The 24,786-nt window shown below is 34.9% G+C and carries 17 protein-coding genes; 10 read left to right on the top strand and 7 right to left on the bottom strand.

Annotation, left to right across the window (positions count from 1 at the left end):
• Window positions 1-6 precede the first annotated feature (6 nt).
• Window positions 7-3,222 carry a SusC/RagA family TonB-linked outer membrane protein gene (locus ACFQ39_RS00240; RefSeq protein ID WP_377175245.1) on the bottom strand — a complete coding sequence of 1,072 codons (3,216 nt, stop codon included), beginning with the start codon at window positions 3,220-3,222 and terminating at the stop codon, window positions 7-9.
• A 285-nt stretch (window positions 3,223-3,507) separates the two neighbouring features.
• Window positions 3,508-6,339: a helix-turn-helix and ligand-binding sensor domain-containing protein gene (locus ACFQ39_RS00235; protein WP_377175244.1), complete on the bottom strand. Its 2,832-nt coding sequence runs from the start codon at window positions 6,337-6,339 to the stop codon at window positions 3,508-3,510.
• Window positions 6,340-6,569: 230 nt separating this feature from the next.
• Here ACFQ39_RS00235 and ACFQ39_RS00230 point away from each other — a divergent pair, with 230 nt between their 5' ends.
• From ACFQ39_RS00230 to ACFQ39_RS00190, 9 genes are all read left to right on the top strand, one after another.
• On the top strand, window positions 6,570-7,118 hold the full coding sequence (locus ACFQ39_RS00230) for a (2Fe-2S)-binding protein (RefSeq protein ID WP_377175242.1): 549 nt from the start codon (window positions 6,570-6,572) through the stop codon (window positions 7,116-7,118).
• Entirely contained in the window at window positions 7,115-9,241 is a 2,127-nt protein-coding gene (locus ACFQ39_RS00225; protein ID WP_377175240.1) for a xanthine dehydrogenase family protein molybdopterin-binding subunit, read from the top strand. The genes ACFQ39_RS00230 and ACFQ39_RS00225 overlap by 4 nt, the downstream gene beginning before the upstream one ends.
• Window positions 9,242-9,370: 129 nt before the next feature.
• Window positions 9,371-9,892: a menaquinone-dependent protoporphyrinogen IX dehydrogenase gene (hemG, locus tag ACFQ39_RS00220; protein ID WP_377175238.1), complete on the top strand. Its 522-nt coding sequence runs from the start codon at window positions 9,371-9,373 to the stop codon at window positions 9,890-9,892.
• A 203-nt stretch (window positions 9,893-10,095) separates the two neighbouring features.
• Window positions 10,096-11,550, top strand: coding sequence for a PAS domain-containing protein (locus ACFQ39_RS00215; protein ID WP_377175236.1), 1,455 nt, complete (start codon window positions 10,096-10,098; stop codon window positions 11,548-11,550).
• Window positions 11,551-11,618: 68 nt separating this feature from the next.
• Window positions 11,619-12,116 (top strand): CIA30 family protein, encoded by a 498-nt coding sequence (locus tag ACFQ39_RS00210; RefSeq protein ID WP_377175234.1) that lies wholly within the window; start codon window positions 11,619-11,621, stop codon window positions 12,114-12,116.
• 27 nt (window positions 12,117-12,143) lie between these two features.
• Complete coding sequence (locus tag ACFQ39_RS00205) at window positions 12,144-13,286, top strand: saccharopine dehydrogenase family protein (protein WP_377175232.1); 1,143 nt, start codon at window positions 12,144-12,146, stop codon at window positions 13,284-13,286.
• A 201-nt stretch (window positions 13,287-13,487) separates the two neighbouring features.
• On the top strand, window positions 13,488-15,923 hold the full coding sequence (locus ACFQ39_RS00200) for a GH36-type glycosyl hydrolase domain-containing protein (protein ID WP_377175230.1): 2,436 nt from the start codon (window positions 13,488-13,490) through the stop codon (window positions 15,921-15,923).
• A gap of 122 nt (window positions 15,924-16,045) precedes the next feature.
• Entirely contained in the window at window positions 16,046-16,915 is an 870-nt protein-coding gene (locus tag ACFQ39_RS00195) for a CvfB family protein (protein WP_377175228.1), read from the top strand.
• Between the two features lie 64 nt (window positions 16,916-16,979).
• Window positions 16,980-17,396, top strand: a complete 417-nt coding sequence (locus tag ACFQ39_RS00190) for a CBS domain-containing protein (protein WP_377175226.1) — start codon at window positions 16,980-16,982, stop codon at window positions 17,394-17,396.
• Here the strand turns inward: ACFQ39_RS00190 and ACFQ39_RS00185 are convergent.
• Window positions 17,371-18,330, bottom strand: a complete 960-nt coding sequence (locus ACFQ39_RS00185; protein WP_377175224.1) for a 2-hydroxyacid dehydrogenase — start codon at window positions 18,328-18,330, stop codon at window positions 17,371-17,373. The two genes, ACFQ39_RS00190 and ACFQ39_RS00185, sit on opposite strands and share 26 nt — an antisense overlap.
• 93 nt (window positions 18,331-18,423) lie before the next feature.
• Here ACFQ39_RS00185 and ACFQ39_RS00180 point away from each other — a divergent pair, with 93 nt between their 5' ends.
• Complete coding sequence (locus ACFQ39_RS00180) at window positions 18,424-20,988, top strand: M14 family zinc carboxypeptidase (RefSeq protein ID WP_377175222.1); 2,565 nt, start codon at window positions 18,424-18,426, stop codon at window positions 20,986-20,988.
• Between the two features lie 50 nt (window positions 20,989-21,038).
• Here ACFQ39_RS00180 and ACFQ39_RS00175 read toward each other — a convergent pair whose 3' ends face one another.
• From ACFQ39_RS00175 to ACFQ39_RS00160, 4 genes are all read right to left on the bottom strand, one after another.
• Complete coding sequence (locus ACFQ39_RS00175) at window positions 21,039-22,691, bottom strand: sodium/sugar symporter (protein WP_377175220.1); 1,653 nt, start codon at window positions 22,689-22,691, stop codon at window positions 21,039-21,041.
• Between the two features lie 254 nt (window positions 22,692-22,945).
• Window positions 22,946-23,455: a DUF3575 domain-containing protein gene (locus tag ACFQ39_RS00170; protein ID WP_377175218.1), complete on the bottom strand. Its 510-nt coding sequence runs from the start codon at window positions 23,453-23,455 to the stop codon at window positions 22,946-22,948.
• 17 nt (window positions 23,456-23,472) lie between these two features.
• Window positions 23,473-23,991 (bottom strand): DUF3575 domain-containing protein, encoded by a 519-nt coding sequence (locus ACFQ39_RS00165; protein ID WP_377175216.1) that lies wholly within the window; start codon window positions 23,989-23,991, stop codon window positions 23,473-23,475.
• Window positions 23,992-24,174: 183 nt separating this feature from the next.
• The gene (locus ACFQ39_RS00160) at window positions 24,175-24,684 is read right to left on the bottom strand and encodes a hypothetical protein (protein WP_377175214.1); all 510 of its coding nucleotides are present in this window, start codon (window positions 24,682-24,684) and stop codon (window positions 24,175-24,177) included.
• Between the last annotated feature and the right edge of the window lie 102 nt (window positions 24,685-24,786).

Genomic DNA, 24,786 nt, shown 5'->3' with positions numbered 1-24,786 from the left:
TAAACATTAAAAATCAACACTTACACCAAACATAACTGTTCTAGCCTGAGGATATAATCCAAGATCTATTCCTGAAGCCCAACTTGCGTCATGTCCAAAACGTACTTCAGGATCCATTCCTTTATAATCGGTAAATGTGTATAGGTTATTTACGGCCATATAAACTTTAAGGTTGGAAATGGCGTTGATATTAGAAAGTGCTTCTCCAAAATCATAACCCACAGTTAAGTTATTTATTCTCAAGAAATCAGCGTCGTACATGAAAATATCAGAGATCAGGTTGGTATTTCTATTTGATCCTGAAGTTAATCTAGGGATACGATTTGAGGTTCCGGCACCATGCCATCTGTTAAAAATATCAGTGGTGTAGTTTTGATCAAAATTATCAGCGAATGATCTGTATGATTGCATGACCTGCATTCCGTATTTTCCTGCGAGGGTTGCGTTGGCATATACTCCTTTAAACTCAAAGTACAACTGAATACCTACCTCATAATCAGGGTTTGGATCACCTATCATCGTTTTGTCCTGTTCATCTATTACACCATCATTGTTGCGGTCTACAAATTTTACATCACCCGGTCTTTGATCGTTAAACATTGGTGTACCATCGGGTTTTACATATGCATCAACGTCATCTTGGGTTTGTAAAAGACCATCGGTTTCAAATGCATAGAAATAGCCGATCGGGCGACCTACTTCAACTCTTGAAATTTCTGCTGTTCCTTGTGATAGTACAGAACTTGGTCCATTGATAATACCGTTGGTATTGTCAATTCTCGTCACCTCATTTTTGTTATGCGATCCGCTCAAAGTTATTCCATATTTAAAATCACCCCAACGGTCGTTCCAGTTCAAAACAAGTTCTACCCCTTGATTTTCGATATCACCTCCATTGATATATGGAGGGCCCGCACCAAAAGTTCCCTGAATACCGGCCAAAACCAACCAATCCTTGGTTGTTTTGTTGTACCAATCAAAGGTTACACCTAATCTCGAATTAAAGAATTGTGCATCTAAACCAAAGTTGAGTTGTTCTGAAGTTTCCCAAGTAACATCTTTATTTGGCACATTTGCTGGGTAAGCCGTTGGACCTGATACTGGTTTTGTGTCACCGAAGAAATAACCTGGAAATGCATAAGTAATATTAGATGAATAGACAAAATTATCTATGGATTGATTACCATTTTGCCCCCAACTTGCCCTTAATTTTAAGAAGCTCAAGATATTACTAGAATCATCCATAAAATCTTCGTTAGTTATTACCCAACCGGCTGATACGGAAGGAAAATAACCCCATCTATTTCCTTCTGCAAAATTTGAAGAACCATCCGCACGGAATGTGGCAGAAAGAAGATACTTTTCTTTGTAATTGTATTGCCCACGAGCAATGTAAGATAATAATCCTCCACCTTGTGCACCCCAATCTTGACCCCAAGTATTGATGTCACTGATGCTTTCAGGACTTTGGGTGTTGCGGATGTAAGCATATTTTGGATCGCCAGGAAATAATAAATTATTTCTAGAACCGCCAACTTCTGTATTTATTTGGTTTTGAAGCATTTCTGTCCCAATAACCATGTCTAAATGATGATCTCCAAAACTTTTGTTATAGGATAATGTATTGGTCCATGTCCAGTTATTTCCAAAGTATTGACTTTGTTGAGCTCCATCTACATCATCTCTATAAAGAACGCCTAAATGATAAGTAGGGTTCATAGATCTTCCGTGACCAAACCATGAATCTACACCAAAAGCAGATCTAAATTTCAAGTCTTTAATGGGTTCTAATTCAGCAAAAACATTTCCTACAATCCTGTTGCCTTTGCCATAATTATAATTATGTCTGTAATACATAACCGCGATTGGGTTAGTCTGATTCGAATTTAAACCGTCTAAAGTAGGTGTAAATCCAAACTCACTCACATTGTTATCTATAGCAGGTTGCCAATAGGCCGGCATTAAAGGATTTTGCACCAATCCGTTATGAAGGTCATTCCAATAAATATTTCCTGTTGCCACACTTCTGTTTTCTGTATTGGTGTAGGTGAAATTTTCTCCAACTGTTAAGATGGCATGTGAGGAATTCTTTTTGAGAACCATTTGGGTATTTAATCTGGCTGTAAATCTTTTAAATCCCGCACCGATGATATCACCACCAATAATACCTTTTTGATCATAATAAGAAGCACCCATAGAATAGATAATATCTTCGCTACCTCCTGTAATATTTACGGCATGACTTTGAACTGGTGCATCTTTATTAGTCATTTCATCGATCCAATTGGTTCCTTTCCATCCGTTTTGTAAATCTGACCAAATTTCTTCGCCCAATTGTGTTCCAAGACCATTGTAATTATCATTTAACCAAGAGTTATTTTTGAGTATTGCTTCCCAATCATTCGGACCCAGACCATCATTTAAACGACCCTCATCCATTATGTACATATACTCCTGTGCATTCAATGGATCTAAGTTTTTGTAGATGTTTTGAAAACCGTAGAATGTGTCGTAACTAATTTTTGCCGCTTGATCTCTTCGTCCTTTCACTGTCGTTACAAGAATAACCCCGTTTGCAGCTCTAGAACCATAAATGGCCGCAGAAGCGGCATCTTTTAAGACATCAATTGAGGCGATGTCTGAAGAGTTCAAATAATCGATATCACCAACAGCAATTCCATCAACAATATACAAAGGGTTTGAATTACCTATGGTACCCAGCCCTCTAATAGTAACTCTGGTACCTGCGCCGGGAGAACCACTATTTCTGGTAACGCTAACACCCGCAGCTACACCTTGTAAGGCTTCCATAGCAGTACCTGTGTTTAAGGCAGCAATATCTTCCCCTTTTACGTTTAAATTTGCTCCGGTAGTCAATGCTTTCTTTTGGACACCATATCCAATAACGACCACCTCATCTAATTGATTGACATCTTCTTCAAGTACTACATTAATCACAGTCTGACCTGCAACCGATATGTCTTGAGTTTGAAATCCTACATAGCTAAATTCCAAAACAGAATTTTGGCTAACATTAGAAATGGTGTATCGACCATCAAAATCTGTCGTCACACCATTGTCGGTTCCTTTAACAATTACATTTACCCCTGGTAATGGACCCTGGGCATCTGAAACTGTTCCAGATATACTTTGCGCATATGAAAAACTACAAAGTATAAACAATCCTAGAAATAAAAAATTTCTAACTAATTTATGTTTCATAAAATATTTAATTTGAGTTAAGTAATATTATGCAGGTTTCTTAACAATTTCTTAATATCGACCTATACAAAAAATATACAGGGTCAAAAATGACAAAATAGTATAAATGGAATATGATCCTTTTAGTTGAGAAATAGACTCGAAGGATATATTAGGAAAGGATTTAGATATCTTTTTGACGATTTGATGAGTTAGGAGAGATGACTATATTTTACTAATCTTAAACGGTTAAGAAAGGTAAATGTTGAGGGAATGTTGAGGTAATATTTTAATATGTAAAGTTAATTAAATACTCAAAATATACTCTACTAAGCTATTTTCATGCTCTAGGTTCATTTTTTTTCTCAAACGATACCTTTTTATTTCTACACTTCTAGGAGAGATGTTCAAAAGCGGAGCAATTTCTTTAGATGTAAGGTTCATCCTTAAATAAGTGCACAGTCTCAGATCGTGCGGGGTTAGAGTGGGATGTGCTGTTTTAATCTTGTGAAGAAAATCACGATCTGTATTATTAAATGCTTCCTGAAATGTTTCCCAATCTGAATTATTATTTAATTTTTGATTAATCATATTAATAACTCGCTTAATTTTAGGTTCATCCTTAACGGGCTCGAGGCCGCTTCTAATAGATGTAAGCATTTCATTTAATTTGATCACGTTAGAGGTAGAATTCATTAACTCATTTGATTTGTTTTCTATTTCATTCTGAAGCTTTTCATTTTTTAATTGGATGATTTCTTTTTCACTATTTAATTGCTTCATGAGTAAAACCCTTTTTTCTTCTTCTAGCAATTTTTGCTTTTGTTTTCTGTAATACCACCTGTTAATTAGGTTAATCAAAAGAATAAATAAAATGAAGAGCGCAGCATAAAACAAAATCATTTTATTACTGAGATACCAAGGTTTTTCTATTTGAAAGGCGAACGAAGTTATATTTTTTGACAATACATTTCCTTGTTTTGCCCTTAGTTTAAAGATATAGTTTCCAGCTGGTAAGTTTTCATAGGAAATTTCAGATTTATTTGTCCAATCACTCCATTCATTGTATATTCCTTCTAGCTTATGTTGGTATTGAATGGGAAAAATATTGTCTAATACTGTCACGCCAAACTGAAAATAAAAATTATTGGTTTCGTAAGGAAATGGGTTTGTTTGAAAAAAGGATACGTTTGCTTTTTCCTTGTCTAAAAAACTATTTTGAACTGATGCAATGTTTACATAAAAATCATTTTTTTCTTCTTCTAACTTATCCGTATCAATGATTAAATAACCGTTTGAGGTGCCAATAAGGTAATTATTGTTTTTTAATCTTGTAATATTCTCATAGCCGGATACCGTACCTCTAAACGGATTTGGCAAAGAAAAAGCTATTCTTTTCAGTTGATTTGTCAGTTTACCCGGCATTAGTTTAACAATGTGTTCTTTAGTAAATCCCCACAAAGATTGATCTAAAGAATCTAATAATAATGTTCCGGAGACAAATTGATCCTCACCCAAAAATTGTTTTGTTAGAAGCGTATCTTTTATAAAGTGGTTTGTACTTTCTTGATATTCAAAAACTCCTTCCTTACAACTATAATAAAGTTTATTTTGAAAGTGAATTAAATCGGATTTTAATCCTTGAGGTGCGCTCAGTACAACTGAGAAATTTTTTACTTTTTCAAAGTTTTGATCCAATTCTAGTTTGTACAAACCTTGGTATTCATGATAGACAAAAAGAATATTCTCATCTATCAATTCAAATTGTCGCGATGAAATATTAAAATCTTTTAAATGATTGCGAATTTTCCATTTTCCATTTTGTTTTTCAAGAATATTTAGCCCGTTGTAATGCCCTTGTAAGAGTAAATTGGAGTTCTTAATTGGCTTTATGTCCCAAGTCCCGACAACATGAGAAATATGAGTCGCTTTTGCATCTTCAATGAGATAGGTGCCATTATTATGTCCACAAAATAATTCTCCGGAAAATTCTTTTAAACACCAAACTTGCCCTTCGGTGCCGGGAATAGGTTTAAACTTTTCATCTGACTCAAAGGGTTTTACAAAAAGCCCCTGATTTGTACCGAGATATAACAATTCATTATGAAGAATAGAAGTGTAAACTGTGCCCAAACTACCATCCCCATCATTAAATTCGAGATAAGGTGAATTCAAATTAATTAAGCTTATTCCATTGTCTAGTCCTAACCAGATATTCTCATGCGAATCTTCAAAAACAGACAGGACAGTATTATTTTGGAGGCCATGATTTTTATTAAAATGCTGAACTATATTTCCTTCTTTATTTAAATGGATTAATCCTTTTGAGATGGTTCCTATAATAAAACTGCCATCACTTAATATCGCACTACTATAAATACTTGAACTTCTTAGTTCTTCATCTGCCTCAATATTCCAATGTTTTAAAGTTTTGTTTTCAAAGAAGTAAAAACCCTCTTCCGAGGTGAGGATAAATAATTTATTGTCTTTAGAAAAAATACTGATGATGTTGTTTTCTTTGATCGATGGATCATCTGAAAAAATTTTAGAAATCCCATTCTCGATTTTATAAAGACCAAAATCCAACCTATGGTAAAAGATATCTTTATCTACTCTAAAAGCCTTTGATATCAGCGTCTCTGAATGAACAATCTTAAAAACGTGACTTATCGTGTCATAAAAATAGATGTTGTGAAGAGATTGAAATACCACCCAATTATCGAAAGAAAAAATCTTCCAAATATGTTCATCATCATCAAGTTTGTCTTTTATTTTTTCGCTGAGCGAGTAGTAATCTAAATTGCCAAATTCATTTCTCTCCCAATAACCAAACTCTCTAAAACAACCCGTATATAATCTGTCATTGATAACACTTACACTTCTTATGACAGATTGATTCGGAGAAGAATAAATCTTCCATGTTGCCCCATTATATTCTAAAAGACCTTCATTATTTGCAATATAAATATACTTGTTGCCTGCCTCAGCGATAGACCAATTTTGATTACCCGCCAAATAATCTTGTGTAGTAAAATTTTGAATAGGAGGTAACTCCTGACAGATCAGCTGATAATTTAACAAAAATGCAATAAAAGTTACAGCTATTGAGAAAAAACGGAAAACTATTAGCTTCTTCAAGCGCTCAATTTTAGAACAAATATAAACGAATAAATGAATTATTATAACCTTGATTTTGATTCAATACAAATGAATTATTTAAAAACTATTTTCACTTTTTCTGTCAGAGAAGATTATTTTTTGACAATGTTCAATAAATTAATGGTAAAAGATTTTCATCAAAAAATTTGATCAGAAAACTTTGGTTGAATCATTCTAAATGTAATAGAAAAACCTGAAGTTCATTGATAATGAAGGAATTATTTTCTAACTTTATTGGTGATTTTTTGGCTTTTGCCAATTTTAAAAAAATTACGATGAAGCAATCTGTAAAATTTAAATTAAATGGACAATCTGTATCGCTAGATGTTCATGGCGAAGAATCTCTTTTAACACTTATTCGAGTTTATTTAGACCAAACCGGAACAAAGTATGGATGTGGTATAGGGGAGTGTGGTGCGTGTACGGTTTTAATCAATAGTGAAGCTATTAGATCTTGTATGATTTTTGCAGAAGATCTAGATGGCGCAGATATTCTTACCATTGAAGGATTGAGTCAAAACGGAGAGTTACATCCACTGCAAAAAGCATTTATTACTCATGATGCCTTGCAATGTGGTTATTGTACTTCAGGGATGATCATGAATGCATACGGACTCCTAATGCAAAATCCTGCGCCTACCCGAGAAGAAATCATTGTAGGAATGGACGCTAATTTATGTAGATGTGGAGCTTATAATCGAATTGTCGATGCCATTCAAACTGCTTCAAAAGAAATGAATAAAAAAGTAAAATTATGAAACGAGATCTTCAAAATGATATATTTTTTAATGATCTATACCAAGCTCCGGTATACGACAGACGTAAATTTTTAAAAAATTTAGGAAGTGGAATCATCGTAGTTTTTTGTTTAGGAGATATTAGCTTGTTAAATGCGAGTTGTTCCAATACTTCTGAAGATCTCAATTTTAACGCTTACCTGCGTGTAAAAGAAAACGGCAGGGTGGATTGTTATACTGGTAAAATTGAAATGGGTCAGGGAATTGTCACTTCTTTGGCTCAGGTATTGGCAGAAGAACTGGAAGTGTCTGTTTATGATGTCGATATGGTGATGGGAGACACAGAACTATGTCCATATGATGCCGGAACTTGGGGTTCCCTAACAACTAGATTTACTGATCCTGTCATAAGAGCCGCGGCGGCAGAGGCAAGGGAAGTATTACTAGACCTTGCTTCAGAAAAATTTGAAATTTCTAAAGATCTACTTCAAGTAAATAACGGAGCGATTTATGTAAAAAATGATCCTTCAAAAAAAATAAGTTATGCGGAATTAACTAAAGGTCAGAAAATTGTAAAGAACCTCAAAGAGAAGCCTCAAATAAAAAAAGCAAAAGACTTTAAAATAATTGGAAAGCCTATTTTGAGTATGGATGCTGAGGCAAAAGTAACGGGTAAAGCAAAATATACTGCTGACATCAAACTGCCGGGCATGGTTTATGCCAAAATAGTAAGGCCAGACATTTTTGGTTCAGAAAAGGTAAGTGTAGACACTTCAGGATTATCAGATTTTGAGGATATTGAATTTGTAGAAACAGATGATTTTGTTGCTGTTGTGCATAAAGATCCTGAAGTGGCGAATAAAGCCATGAACAGTATAAGGGTTATATGGAAATCGCCAGAACTTAAGGTAGATCAAGAATCCATATTTAACTATCTGGAAGAACAGATTAAAGAGTCTAAAGTATTTGAAGAAGCGGGAAGTCTTAAAGTCGGAAAGGCTAAATCTAAAATCTATCTTGAAGGAAAGTATTTAGACGGGTATAAGGCGCATGCCTGTATGGAAACACATGCCGCTACCTGCTATTTTGAAGGAGATAAATTAACGATGTGGGTTTCTACACAAACGCCTTTTGGTACAAGAAGTCAGGTAGCAAAGGAATTAAATATGCCCGAGGAGAAAGTTCATGTTAAACAGGTCTTTTTAGGTGGAGGTTTTGGAGGAAAAGGATTTAATAGCCAAGCCATAGAAGCGGCCTTAATAGCAAAAAAAGTAGGTAAGCCTGTGCAACTGTCGTTTTCTCGAAAGGAAGAATTTTTTTATAATCGATTTAGGACTGCGGCAGTTGTAAATGTAGGCGCTGGAGTTGATGAAAAGGGTGAGTTGACAGTTTGGGATTTTGATATTTATTGTGCAGGGACCAGAGGTACCAATCTGTTTTATGACATACCAGATAACAGAACTAGAATGTTTAATAAATCTGGTGTACATCCGTTTGGCACGGGTGCTTGGAGAGCTCCTGGAAATAACACCACAACTTTTGCCAGAGAATCACATATCGATGTTTTAGCCAATGCCGCAGGCATTGATCCTTATGACTTCAGAATTCGTAACCTGAAAGATCAAAATATGGTGGCAACATTAAAATTGGCAGCAGAAACTTTTGGTTGGGGAAAAGAGAAAAAATCAAACCGTGGATTTGGAATTGCACTAGGGCAAGATGCCGGGACTTTAGTGGCAATGATTTCAGAAGTAGAGGTTAATAAGCAAACCGGAGAAGTAAAAGTGATACGGGTTATTTGCGCTCAGGATATGGGGCAAGTTGTAAATCCTCATGGCGCAACCATACAAACAGAAGGGGGTATTACAATGGGTGTTGGCTATGCATTATTTGAAGAAATAGAATTTGAAGGAGGAAAGATGAAAACCGATAATTTTAATAATTATGAATTTACACGCTTCTCTAAAACGCCAGAGATTAATTGCGTTTTTATAGATAAAATGGACGCGAAACCTCAAGGTGGAGGAGAACCTGCTATTATTTGTGTAGGAGCTTCTATCGCTAATGCTGTTTTTGATGCTTGTGGGGCGAGAGTGAATAGATTACCCATTACACCCCAGAGAGTTTTGTCTGGTATGAGTTAATTCTAGAGAGGTTGATATTGGTCATAAAACATTCTTTTTTTAAACCTTAACTTTGATTATAAATAAGATACGGGTGGTGGTTTTCTGATTTAAATAGTCCGCCCGAACCTTATCTTAAAAGAAGGTTGTATGAGAACAGCATTAATTTACGCATCTGTTGATGGTCAAACCAAGAAAATCTCAGATCATTTAAAAAAAGTTTTACAAAAGAATCAACAGGATATAGAAATGTATTCTATAGATCAATTTCATGAAGATGTCTTGAAATTTGATAGAATTATCATAGGCTCAAGCATTAGGTATGGAATTCATCACAAGGACATTATTGCCTTTATTGAAGAACAAAAGAAAAAGTTAGCCAAAATAAAAACTGCTTTCTTTTCGGTAAATCTGGTCGCGAGAAAACCTGAAAAAAAGAGTGCGGAAACAAATCCATATGTAATTAAATATTTTAAATCTACTGATTGGCGCCCAGATCAAGTTGATGTTTTTGCCGGGATGTTGGATTATAAAAAGTACACATTTTTTGACCGAATCATGATCCAATTCATCATGTGGATGACAAAAGGGCCAACAAATCCAGAAACTAAAATTGAATACACCAATTGGGATGATGTAGATCAATTCGGACAAAAACTTTGTAACCTTTAAATACAAAAAAGGAAATTTAAAAATAACTACCAATTCAGTTACCGACAATGTGGTATGTTACTGGGTATGATTGTATATCACACTTTTAAAATACCAACTTTTCATTTAATTTGTTTGATAGTCCCTTAGTTCGGGTTTATTTAATTATTTTTAGTTATACCAAACAAAAAGAGTCTTAATTACAATTTTTCAATCAAATTAAAATGAAAATATCTTTCGAAAAGAAAATTGTCATAGGTTTTGTCATCAATATCCTAGTTGTATTGGTGCTTGGTCTTATTTATTGGCATCGACTCGCTAATAGAGAAACAGTTACCTTGGATTGGATTGTTCTTTTACTTATTGTCATGTCCTTGATTATGTTAACAGTGGTTTACATCATCATCAAAAGACAATTAAAGGCGAGAAGAAAGTCAGAGATAAACCTTGTGGAAAATAGAATGTTGATCCAATCAATTATAGACAATACATCTTTACCTATATCTGTCAAGAAAATAAATGGTGAATATTTAACCATTAATAAGCAATTTGCCGCATTATTTGGCTTGGATGAGAAGAACATCATTGGGAAAACTGATCACGATTTTCTGGACAAAGAAATTGCAGATGAATTTAGGAATGCAGACTTGGAAGCCTTAAAAAATGGTCAGGAGATAAAGATAGAAGAAGTTGTCGAGCAGGACGACGGACCTCATACCTATTTATCGGTGAAATTTCCTCTATTCGATACAGATAATCGAGTTTTTGCCATAGGGAGCATTGGAACAGATATTACAGAAAGAAAAAATATTGAAAGATCTTTGATTGCTGGAGAGAAGTTTTTCATGCTCTCAATGGATATATTAGTTGTGGCATCTGATGAAAAATTTGTCAAAATCAATCCTGCCCTTTCAAAAGTATTGGGTTATTCGAGTGAGGAATTATTAAACCATCCATTTAGCCAATATATTCACCCAGATGATTTAGCCAAAACTGAAGAAGAAATTAAAAAATTACAACAGGGAGTTTCTACATTGAATTTTATTAACAGATGGATCTGCAAAGATGGAAGTATAAAATCACTTTCATGGACAGCTACTTCCGATATTGAAACGGGTTTCTTGTATGCGATCGCAAGAGACATGACCGAAATGTTAAAACAGGAACAGGAGGAGGAACTTGCTTTGAATCAATTATACGAAAGCCAGCAGCAGTTGGCCTTGATTGTAGATAATATAGGTGACGGTGTTATTGTGGCAAATTCTGATAAGCAAGTGGTTTTGGCTAATTACATGGCACATCAACTTTTTGGTATTCAGGATGATGAAAATATTCCTGCTCAATTTTCAGATCAATTTGAATTGTATTACCCCGATGAAAAAACAGTCTTTCCTTCACAAAATATGCCCATGGAAAGGGCTTTGGCCGGTGAGGCTTCAAATGATGTAGATGTCGTTTTGTGGCATCCAGAATTACAACAAAAAAGACGAGTGCTCATTAGCGGAAGGCCGATAATAGATCAGGAGAATAAGGTGGTTGCCGGAGTTGTAACCATTAAGGATATTGGAGAATACAAAAAGATCGAAGAAGAGCTAAAAAAATCGGAGAAAAAATTGAGAAAGGCGATTGGGTTTAAAAAAGATGATGATGAAGTATCCGATAACAAAGAAAAGAAATAGGAACTTGCTTTAAGTTTCTATGATAGAATTAGTGTACTATGCTTTACTACAAATTAATATTATTTATTATGATACAGTCGTCTATAGTTTTATGTGATTTCCATTCAAATGCGGATTTAAAGAATTGGCAAGTCGTGGATGATGTGGTCATGGGTGGGGTATCTTCTGGCAATTTTAAATTGGATGTGAAGGGAAATGCTGTTTTTAGTGGCCGTGTTTCTACAGAAAATAATGGAGGATTTTCCTCTGTTAGAGGAAGCTTAGCTAAAGCTTCGGTAAGTAATAATCAAAAAATTATACTTTTTTTAAAAGGAGATGGAAAAAAATATCAGTTCAGAGTAAAGGCCAGAAGGGGTGATTATTATTCTTATGTGTTATATTTTGAAACAAGCGGTGATTGGGAGCAGATCGAAATTCCTTTATCAAAAATGTATCCTGCTTTTCGAGGTAGGCGCTTAGACAAACCCAATTTTGACCAGTCACAGATTGAAGAAATAGCATTTTTAATAGGAAACAAAGTGGGTGAGGAGTTTTCTTTATCCATAGATAAAATTATACTTCAATAGTATTTCACCATTTAAACTCAGTTTAAGATGAAAGAAGCAAACCATATCGTAATTGCTGGAGCTGGCGGTATTGCAGAAGCCGTAGGATTATTGTTAGCAGAATGGTCTGAAAAAAGATTAGTACTTTATTTGGGAAACAGGACATTCTCTAAGGCAAAACTCGTTGCAGAATGGATAAAAACAAACAGTACAAAAGATGTCCAAATTGAGCCCTTTACATTATTAACAGAGCCAGATCAACGAATGAAGGAAATTCTGGATAAAGGGCAAGTTTTATTGGATTGTCTTCCTGGTTCTTTGGCACCTAAAATGGCTTTGTTAGCTAAAAATCATCAACTGCATTATGTCAATTTAACAGAGTATGTCCAAGAAACAGAGCAAATCAAAGAAATAGCCAAAGATGCATCAACTGCTTTTGTACTGCAATCAGGCTTAGCACCAGGTTACATCAATGTTCTTGCTCATCATTTATATAAATCTTTTTGCGAAGAGTTTAAGGTTGAAAAAGCTATCCATTTAGAAATGAAAGTAGGTGCATTAACAGAGCATGCCATGGCACCTTATTTTTATGGTTTTACTTGGAGTCCGGTTGGTGTTGCCACGGAGTACATCAAAGATGCGATTGTGGTGCGTAATCATGAGGTGGTAAATAGACCATCATTATCTGAAAGAAAAAGAATTCTGATTCACGGACTTCTCTATGAAGAAGATTTAACATCAGGGGGAGCTGCAGATTTACCAGAAGCATTAAAAGATAAAGTAGAAAACATAGATTATAAAACACTCCGTTTTCCAGGACACTATCAATGGGTAGAAGAACAATTAAAGACATTTAAGTCCAATGATAAGATTGCTGATTTGCAGAAGAAAATGGAAAGTGTAATTCCGCATTTGGAAGAAGACCAGGTCGTGGTCTTTGCCGCAGTTCAGGGCAATGATGAAAAAGGAGTACTAAGAAGAAAAGAATTTGCCAAAATAATTAAACCGCAAAAAGTAGGTAAAGCAAAATTAAGAGCGATTCAAACGACAACAGCCGCGCCCATGGTTGAATCTGCGATGTGGCTTTTAAAAGAAAATAAGCGTGGACCCATTTTACAAAGTGAGCTCGATACCCAGCAATTTCTGAATGGAAATTGTATTGCAAAAATCTATGGAAAAATAGAAAATTAAGCCTTTTGAAATAGGTTTATCTAAGGTATGTTTTTTCTCTTTGTAGGATTTCATCATTTCTTTATCCAAAAATTCCAAACACTACTTAGGTATGATTAGGTTATTGAAATAATCAATTACTTTGTTTAAACATCATATGGTTTAATTTAAAATCTTCAAAATATAGATGTTATCATACATGTCTTCAAAAATTTTAAAAATATGCAATACGGTTTTTTCGATGATAAAAATAAAGAATACGTCATTACCAACCCCGCTACTCCTTTTCCATGGATCAATTATTTAGGTAATGAAGATTTTTTTGGTCTGATTTCAAATACAGCAGGTGGATACGCCTTTTATAAAGATGCCAAATTTAGGCGATTGAATAGATACAGATATAACAATGTTCCTATGGATAATGGAGGGCGTTATTTTTATATCAATGATGGTGGAACAATTTGGTCGCCAGGTTGGAAGCCAGTAAAGACGGAATTGGATAAGTATGAATGTAGGCATGGTTTGAGTTACACGAAAATTAGGGGAGAAAAGAACGGAATAGCGGCAGAGATAACTTTTTTCATTCCTTTAGGAAATTGGGCCGAAATCCAAAAAATGAAATTGACCAATTTAAGTAAACAAACCAAAACTTTTAAACTATTTTCCTTTACAGAATGGTGTTTGTGGAATGCAGAAGATGATCAGAATAATTTACAAAGAAATTTATCTACAGGAGAAGTAGAAATAGACGGTGCTACACTATACCATAAAACGGAATACAAGGAACGAAGAAATCATTTTGCCTTTTACCATTTAAACGACACCATTGATGGTTTTGATACAGATCGGGAATCTTTTATGGGCTTGTATAATGAATTTAGTAACCCTCAAGTTGTGACAGAAGGTAAAAGCAGAAATTCGGAAGCCCATGGTTGGTCGCCAATCGCCTCTCATTACAAAGAAATTACATTAAAACCAGGGGAAGAAAAGGACCTGATTTTTATTTTAGGATATGTTGAGAATGAACAAGACGATAAATGGGAAAGTTATGGTATAATCAATAAATCCAAAGCGAAATCATTGATTGCTAAATTCGATACAGTAGATAAGGTAGATCAGGCATTGGCTGAGTTAGACACTTATTGGACGAATCTATTGAGCATTATCAATATAGAGCATGAAGATGATCGATTGAACCGTATGGTGAATATCTGGAATCAATACCAATGTATGGTTACTTTCAACATGTCTCGATCTGCTTCTTTTTTCGAAGTGGGTATTGGAAGAGGAATGGGTTTCAGAGATTCCAATCAGGATTTGATCGGCTTTGTCCATCAAATCCCTGAAAGAGCTAGAGAAAGAATTATTGATATTGCATCGACACAATTCCCAGATGGCGGTTGTTATCACCAATATCAACCTCTTACAAAAAGGGGAAATAATGCCATTGGGGGAGGTTTTAATGACGACCCCATGTGGTTAATTTTAGGCGTAGTTTCTTACATTAAAGAAAGCGGCGATTTTTCCATTTTAGATGAAATGGTTCCCTTTGATAATGACATGAGTTTAGCCAAAAGTCTATTTGATCACCTCACTATTTCTTTTGATCATGTCATCAATAATTTAGGACCCAATGGCTTGCCTCTTATAGGAAGAGCAGATTGGAACGATTGTTTGAATTTGAATTGTTTTTCTAACGATCCCAATGAATCTTTTCAAACGACAGAAAATAAGACGGATGGCAGTAAGGCCGAATCTGTGATGATCGCCGGCCTATTTGTAATGTATGGAACGGACTACGCAGAACTCTGTAGGGTTTTGGGTAAAACTGCTGAAGCTAATCGTGCTCTAAAAGAGGTTGACAAGATGAAACAAGTAGTTAGGACAAAAGGTTGGGATGGAGAATGGTACTTGCGTGCCTATGATTATTTTGGTAAAAAGGTGGGTTCGAATGAAAATGATGAAGGAAAGATCTTTATAGAATCGCAAGGCTGGTGTGCTATGGCGGAGATCGGCATGGAAGAAGGAATGGTTAAAAAATCCTTAGACGCTGTTAAAAAACACCTAGATACACCCTATGGTATCGTTTTAAATAATCCAGCATTTACAAAATATGTCATAGAATATGGCGAAATTTCGACCTATCCCAAAGGTTATAAAGAAAATGCCGGTATCTTTTGTCATAATAACCCGTGGATTATGATTGCAGAAACGAAATTGGGAAGAGGAAATGAAGCCTGGGATTATTACAGTAAAATATGTCCTTCATACTTGCAAGATATTCAAGAACTCCATAAAGTCGAGCCCTATGTTTATTGCCAAATGATTGCAGGAAAAGATGCGTATAAACCGGGTGAAGGGAAAAACTCTTGGCTCTCAGGAACTGCTGCCTGGAATTTTTATGCGGTGGTTCAATATATCTTAGGAATTAACCCTGACTATGATGGATTGGAAATAAATCCTTGTATCCCGAATGAATGGAAAGGCTATAAGGTAAAAAGAAAATTTAGAGGAGCTAATTTGTATATCGATATTCAGAATCCGAATAAGGTAAGTAAAGGGGTAAAATCTCTTACTGTCAATGGAAAGCAGATGAAAGGAAATAAAATCCCTGTTTTACCTCCCGGAGATTACCAAATAGAAGTCATGATGGGCTAGTAAGACATGATCCGAAATCTGTTATAGATTTCGGATTTTTTTTGAAATTAAACTTCGTCTCAACAAACCAACTTCGATACTGCCATTAAAAAAGAGTAACTTTGCAGTATAAAAGCATTTTCATGATTTCAATTGGGCAATACAATGATTTAAGTATTTTAAGAATGACCACGGTTGGTCTTTTTTTGGGCGATGAAGAGGGCGAAGATGTCTTGCTTCCCAGTAAATACTGTCCGGAAGAATATAGTTTAGGAGATGTTTTAACGGTATTTGTTTACAGAGACCACGATGGTAAAAAGATAGCTACTAACCTTGAGCCCTATCTTTTATTACACCAATTTGGGTTTTTGAAAGTGACGGCAGTTTCTAGTTTTGGTGCATTTGTGGATTGGGGCATGGTAAAGAATCTGCTCGTTCCGTTTAAAGAACAAAGACAAAAACTGGAAGTGGGTAGGTGGTATATCATATATATGGACCTTGATAAAGAAACGGATAGGCTTATTGGAAGTAATAAAATCGAGAAATACTTGAATAATGAGAATTTAACAGTAGAAGAAGGGGATCAAGTAGAATTATTGGTGATGCACAAATCGGATTTAGGATATTCAGTGATTGTAAATCACCTTCATAAAGGCCTTATTTTTGAAAATGAAATTTTTGGCGAAATCAAAGTGGGTGATAAACTTACTGGTTATGTAAAGAAAATTCGCTCAGAGAATAAATTAGATATCAGTTTACATCCACAAGGTTATAAAAAATCGATTGAGCCTCATGCCCAAATTATTTTGACTAAATTAAATGAGGAAGATGGGTTTTTACCCTATCATGATAAAACAAGCCCTGAATTAATTTATAGCGCATTTCATCTCAGTAAAAAGGCCTTTAAAAAGGCAGTGGGGAATTTGTTTAAAAACAAATTGATCCGTTTAGATGAAGAAGGAATACATTTAATTCAGGTTGCCCAGGAAGAACCCGAAAAGTCTTCTGAATAGATTGACTTTAATCATTTTTTAAGTCTATTTATTTAATGAACTTTATATCATTAATACTGATCTTATGAAAAAAGAGGAACCTATCGGCAAAATAATGACAACAGATGTAATCACATTAAATTTGTCAAATACTTTATATACAGCAGAGAAAAGGTTGAAGAAAAATAACATTCGCCATATCCCTGTGGTAAATGGAAAAAGATTGATGGGAATGATCAGTCTTTCTGATATTCTTCGGATCAGTTTTATTGATGCTTATAATGAAGAAGGTACAGTAGATACAGCTATATATAATATGATGAGCATTGAAGATTTGATGATCAAAAATTTGGTAACAGTCTCTTCTGATACGCCTATATACGAAGTAGCAAAATTATTGGCCAATAAAAAGTTTCATTCTTTGCCTATTGTTGATGATGAACATTTGGTGGGGATTGTTACTACAACAGATTTACTCAATTATTTTGTAGAGAATTGTTAAGCCAATATTCAAGTTTTTTTATAATCACATCAGCCAACTTGTACTTCGACTCATGAGTCCAACCTGCAATATGCGGACTTAATAAAACCTTGTCGGATTCTATCAAAAATTGAAAGGGAGCGGGCAAACCATTTTTTTCTGAAAACATGTTTTCAAAAGAGCTTTTTTCGTATTCCAATACATCCAAACAGGCACCTAGAACTTTTCCGGATTTTAAACCTTCTACGAGGTCTTCAGTAACTACGGCAGAACCTCTGGCTGTGTTGATCAAATAAAAGGATTTAGAAAAACTTTCGATAAAGTTTTTATTGACCATTTTTTTAGTGAGTTCTGTTTGAGGTGTGTGCAAACTTAAAATATCAGTGCGCTCCATCAACTCCACTAAACTTACCTTTTTTGCATTTTGATCTTCCAAATTTGGGAGTATATCATAAAAAATCACTTCACAGTCAAATCCTTTTAATTTTTTGGCAAATGCCTTACCCATATTCCCGTAGCCGATAATGCCAACTGTTTTCCCCTCTAATTCTATACCTCGATTTTCTTCTCTGAGCCAAATACCTTCGCGCACTTCTCTATTTACGATACAAAGCCGGTTAAAAAGAGCTAAAATCATTCCAAGTGCCTGTTCTCCAACCGCATTCCTGTTTCCCTCCGGCGCAGCGATAAGATGAATGTTTTGTTGTTCTGCATAGTTCAAATCAATATTTTCAAGTCCGGCACCAACACGTCCGATAAATTTTAGGTTTTTGGCTTTCTCTAAAAAAGATTGATCTATTTTAAATCTGCTGCGAATCACGATCCCATCGTACAAGTGAATCCTGTCTTCAATTTCTTGTTTTGTGGAATGGTAATCTTCATCAAACTCAAAATTCAATTGAGTAAGTCCTTCCTTAATTCTTTCGTGATTAGTATCGAGAAGCAAAACTTTCATTTTTATAATCTTTTGTTTAAGACAAAATTAGGATTATTATCTTAATGAATTAATTTTTCTATTTTAGCTGACTACACAAAATGTACACCTCATATGTTAAAAAAAATACCATATAGATTCTGCTTTCTCTTTTTTATTTTTCTCCCTTTTCAAGGAATAGCACAGGATTATTTTTTCAAAGAATATAGTCCATTTGATAGTAAAATTCCAAGCCCTGAAGAATATTTGGGATACCCAATTGGTGAGTATCACACACGTCATGATCTTGTTGTTTCTTATTTAGAAAAATTGGCAAGTATGTCTGATAGAGTCACAGTCTTCGAATATGGAAGAACCCATGAGCAGCGCAAGTTGGTCATGGCTATTATTACAAACAAATCTAATCACGATCGCTTAGAAGAGATCAAAAGAGTACATTTGGAAGTTGTAGATCCTGATAAGAAAGTTTCGTCTTTTACCGATCTCCCGCTGATAGTTAATTTGGGATATAATGTTCATGGAAATGAACCGAGCAGTACTGAGGCCGCCATGCTTACGGCATATACATTGGCGGCTTCAAGTCATCCAAAAGTAGATGAAATACTGTCGGAAACAGTGGTTTTTTTAGATCCAACCATTAATCCTGATGGGCGCGACAGGCATACGCAATGGGTAAATTCACGTAGAGGACAGCCCTTTATTGCAGATAAAAATGATATTGAGCATAATGAGGGTTGGCCTAATGGAAGAACCAATCATTATTGGTTTGATCTGAATAGAGATTTACTTTTGGCGGTGCATCCTGAAAGTAAGGCAAAATTGAAATGGTATCATGAGTGGTATCCCAATGTGGTCACTGATTTTCATGAAATGGGAACAAACAGCACTTATTTTTTCGAGCCAAAAAACCAATCTGCTTCACTTGTTCCAATTACACCGAAAGAGAATTATACCACGCTCAACAACCTTTTTGCCAAACAATTTGCAGCTGATCTAGATCAAATAGGATCATTATATTTTACAGCGGAGGTGTATGACTCTACTTATCCGGGTTATGGCTCTACCTATGGTGATTTACAAGGATCTTTGGCTTTGCTATTTGAGCAGGCGAGTGCCAGAGGCCATTTACAAGAAACACCAACAGGTGAGATTACTTTTGCTTTCGCTATTAGAAATCAATTCATCTCGAGTTTCTCAACCTTAAAAGCTGCAGTTGAGAATAAGCAAACGCTTTATGATTATCAGAGCAGATTTTTTCAAGAAGCAATTGATAAGGCATCAAAAAGTAAAGTTAAAGCCTATGTTTTTGGAGATCCTTATGACACAAATAGGAACAAGGCTTTCTTAGAAGTTTTGCTCACGCATAAAATCAAGGTATATCAAGCGGAGAAGGATCTAGACATTGATAAAAGAACATTTAAAAAAGACATGAGCTATATTGTTCCGGTAAAACAGCAGCAATATTATATGGTTCAATCACTATTTGAGACTTTCGAAAAGTATCGAGACAGTGTATATTACGATACTTCGGCTTGGTCTTTGGTCAACGCCTTTAATTTACCACATGCACAATTAAATAAATTACCGAATCTGGGTAATGAGATCACCAAAGAATTTTTGGAAAAGAAAAACAGAACTTTGCAAAAGTCGAATTATGCCTATTTAATAGATTATGCAGATTATAATGCACCATCCTTTTTATATTTTTTGCAGGACAAAGGGCTAATAGCTAAAACAACTTCAAAACCTCTTACAACAGTAGTTGAAGGTAAAAATCATTCATTTGGTCGCGGATCTATCATGCTTTCTGTACAGGATCAAAAAATAACTTCTGATGAACTATATGAATTTTTGCTAGATGGGAGTAATGATTTTGATGTGCAAGTTTACCCGATTCAAACGGGTATGACTGTTGATGGTAATGGCTTGGGCAGCAGAAGCTTAATGACTGTGAAAAAGCCTGAAGTGATGTTATTGGTGGGTGAGGGGATATCGCCTTATGAGGCAGGTGAAGTATGGCATCTCATGGAACAGCGATTGAAAATGCCCTTGGTAAAAATAGATGTCTCAGACTTTGATAGAGCTGATCTGAATAGATACAATGCCATTGTGATGGTTTCGGGTAGTTATAATGTTTTTGGTAGTGCGGAAATAGAAAAATTGAAAAACTGGGTAGGCATAGGAAATACCTTAATTACAACAAGAACAGCTAATACATGGATCATCAAGAATAAATTAGTAGATGAAACATTGGTTGAAAAGTCAAAAGACACCACCGTGCAAAGGGTTGATTATGGTTTGTCTGACGGCTTCATTGGCCGGAATAACATTGGAGGAGCTATTTTTGAAGTGGATTTAGATATTACTCATCCTATTGGATTCGGTTATTCGGAAAGAACACTACCTGTGTATAAAAATAACACCGTTTGGTTGAATCCGAGCAAAAACAATTTTTCAACGGTGGCAAGATATACCGATGATCCTCATATCGACGGATTTATTACACCGGAGAACTTAGCATTGATGGAAAAATCTGCCTCTATAATTGTGAGTAACATTGGCAAAGGAAGGGTTGTTATGTTTGCAGATAACCCTAATTTTAGAGGAATTTGGTATGGTACGAATAAATTGTTTACGAATGCCATCATGTTTGGGTCAATCATTGAAATGCCAAAATAACCTAATATTAAAATGCTGCACTTAGTGGACTTTTTAAAATGTTATATTTTTTAGTTCCAAAATGCGGCATAGAGTGCTACCAAAATAACCATGATGGTAAAGGCACCGATATTGAATTTTGCATTTGTTTTAAACATTTGTTTGTTTAAAGGAATCCCTTTAGGATCTTCAGCTCCTTTGTTTTGAATTAAGCTCGCAATAATGATGACCACCATGGTTAACAAGGTAGTATAGCCCATTTGATCCATAAAGGGAACATCCACAAAGAATGCACTATCTGACCAACCCTTAGGAGCAACTTTGAAATACATAGCGATAGGAATAGAACTCAAAGCACCAATGATCGCAGCTTTATTGGTTGTTTTTTTCCAGAAAAGTCCCAATAAAAAGACAGCTAAAATTCCTGGACTTACAATTCCGGTATATTCTTGGATATATTGAAAAGCCTGATCTAAATTTCCCAAAAGGGGAGCAATAATACAGGCAATAACCAAAGCAATTAAAGCAGAGAGTCTACCTGTATTAACAGTTTGTTTATCATTTGCGTTTGGATTGATATATTGTTTATAGATATCCATTGTAAAAATGGTTGAGGTAGAGTTGAGCATTGAAGCCAAAGAGGAGACAATAGCCGCGGCTAATGCAGCAAAAGCAACTCCTTTTAGTCCGGTTGGTAAAAACTGAAGCAACCAGGGATAAGCTTTATCAGCCTGCTCCGGTGAGGGTAAATTTTGTTGCCCGGCAGCTCCCAAACTACCCATGATTTCAGGGTCATTGACCATCACATAAGCAGCAATTCCGGGAATCACTACAATAAGAGGAATCAATAATTTTAAAAATGCCGCTAATAAAATACCTTTTTGTGCTTCAGGTAAAGATTTGGCTGCCAGCGTTCTTTGTATGATATATTGATTAAACCCCCAATAATAGAGATTCGCAACCCAAAGTCCGCCCACTAAAACCCCAATACCGGGTAAGTTTTTATATTCAGGATTTGATTTATCCAAAATCATAGCAAATCTTTCTGGCACAGCATCATAGACTGTTTTTAAACCGCTAAAAACACCTTCTCCGCCAGATACAGTATTCAGTGCAAGATAAGTAGTTGCAAGCCCTCCTAACACCAAAAAAACAACCTGTATAACATCTGTCCAAGCCACTGCAGAAAGTCCACCATATAGAGAATAGGCTGCCGCAAACAGAGCGAGACCCATAATGCCGTAAATCATTGGAACTCCCAAAATAGTTTCGATGGCCAGAGCGCCTAAATACAAAACAGTTGTAAGGTTTACAAATACATAAAGCGCAATCCAGAATATTGCCAATATGGTTTTTAAATTTGTTGAATACCGTTTTTCTACAAATTCCGGGATCGTATAAATCCCTTTTTCAATAAAAATTGGTAAAAAATATTTACCAACAATGATTAACGTGATGGCCGCCATCCATTCATAGGAAGCAATCGCTAAACCCGAGGCGAAACCCGAGCCCGACATACCTATAAATTGTTCGGCTGAAATATTTGCAGCGATTAATGACGCACCAATGGCCCACCAAGGCAAACTTTTGCTCGCCAAAAAGTAATCTTCTGCATTTTTTTGATGACCCTTTTTATCTCTTGAAACCCATAAACCAACTCCTAAAATGATTAAGGCATAAATAATGAATATGACATAGTCTATAAGTTCAAAATTGGTTTTCATCTTTTCAATTTATAATTAAGCTTCATTCTTATGTCAAGTATACGAATAAATTGGACAAATGACACTAAAAATCAATATTAAATGTAAAAAATACATTAATTATAAATGAAAGGAATATACAACGAAAATATAGTTGATCTGCACGTTTAGGTAAATTTAAAGAATAAAGGTAAAGAGATAGAATTTAAATTCAATACAAACTAAAATGACGTATAATTTCTTGTTGAAATGAAATAGTTTTATCGCAGTTTACGTTAAAAGTTGTAACCTAAACTTAGCCCTAAAAGAGGATAAAAATCGGTGTCACTATCAAAAGTGCCAGATGCAAAACGAATCCCTCCACCAGCCAATAGATCCAATGAGATATGACTTGAAAAAATGAATTGATACCCTCCGTTAAGACCTACAGAAAATGCGTTCACATGATAATCAGAATAGCTGGAATCATCGCCCTTTGTATTTAAATAGTAAAGATAAATACCGCTGTGCCATCCTTCCATCAAATCCTTGTTTTTTGAGAAATAGTATCTACCCTCGCCATAGAGACCGAAGCCCTTATTTGATTCAACACCTAAAATATCTATGACCTCAGCATATCCAATTTCTCCTAAAAAAGATATTTGTTTCGTAATTGACCTTTCGAACTGTAACCCCGAGAGAGTTCCACCAGAACCCAAAAAGCCTAATTTTATTATATTTTCCTGGGCAAAAATGGGCAGGGTTAAAAGTGTAAATAATAACGTTGTAGATTGATTTGCTTTCATCAGTCTTAATTTAATGATTAGAAATTGTATCCTAGATTAGCGCCTAAAATAAATATAACACCATTGTCTAAATTTTTAATATTAGTTGAATTAATAGAATATCCTAAACCAAACATAGTGTCTATGGTTAAATGATTTAAGAAAATCCATTGGTAACCTGTGGTTACTCCAAAGCCTTTTCTTTTTAGATATTCGGTACTAAAATCGTCTTCCATTTCTGTATCCTGGAATAAAAAATTAACACCTACATGCCAACCTTCCATCAAGTCTTTTTCTTTTTGGAAATAATATCTTCCCTCCAGATAAAGTCCTGAACCAACTTGAAATGATTCAGCGTTATCAGTGTCAAATATGATATCCGTAACAAAACCCCATTGGGCCAATAATGAAAAGTTACTTGCTATTGAACGTTCATATGTAAAACCATAATTGGTCCCGCCGTTATGTAAAAACCCAAATTTCACTATATTTTTTTGGGAATAAAACGGAAGAGAAAATAACAGAAATGCTATCGTAACCATAAAGTATTTTTTCATAAAATAAATTTTAGATAAAAATTTAAGTAGAATGGAACCCTGAATAGAAGAAATAATGCATAATTGTAACCCGTGAATTTTTTAGTTTGTTTCATAAAACATTTTAAATCAAAATATCTATAGTTTAGTGGTTTTTAGGCCACATTAATAACAAATTACAGTACCACTACTTTACTATTAATCCTATTTAAGCTCATTTATAGGAAGGTCAAATCGGCCAAACTTTATTTTCTTAACCTCTCCATTGCCTCTCGCATTAAACGAAAAGTATCCCGCAATTACTTTTTTCTCAGAATCGTAGTATGAAATAGTAAAATCTCCGACATTGTTTTTATTTGTTTCATATTTCAAACTTCCAATTTCATAAACGGCATAGCTTGAATTATTCATTTTCTCAGCAAGATAATAGGTCGATCCTATAATGTTATCAATATGAATATCGTAAATTTTCAAATAAACAGATTCAAATACCCATTGACTGGTATTATCAAAAAACATTATTTCTAAAATAATTATACCATTTTCCAAAATAGTGAATTTGCAAATAGCATCACTTGGTCCATTTTTCAAGACCATTCCATCGACTAAACAGGATATTCCTCCAGTTCCGTCATATTTAATTTCGGTCAAGCTATCCTCTTCACAACCAGATAGAAAAACTATCAGCAATAAAAGCAAAACTAATTTTGTCATATGATGATTTTTACCCATATTTTTACGAGCATTACCTTTGTAACTCAATCACTTCAACAACTTTGACTTTTTGATTTAAAGAAACGAAATTGGTGTAACTAT

The sequence above is a fragment of the Namhaeicola litoreus genome (genome assembly GCF_042679565.1).
GTDB lineage: Bacteria > Bacteroidota > Bacteroidia > Flavobacteriales > Flavobacteriaceae > Namhaeicola > Namhaeicola litoreus.
The sequence above is the reverse complement of the archived record's forward strand: the minus strand, read 5'-3'. Positions and strand labels throughout refer to the sequence as shown.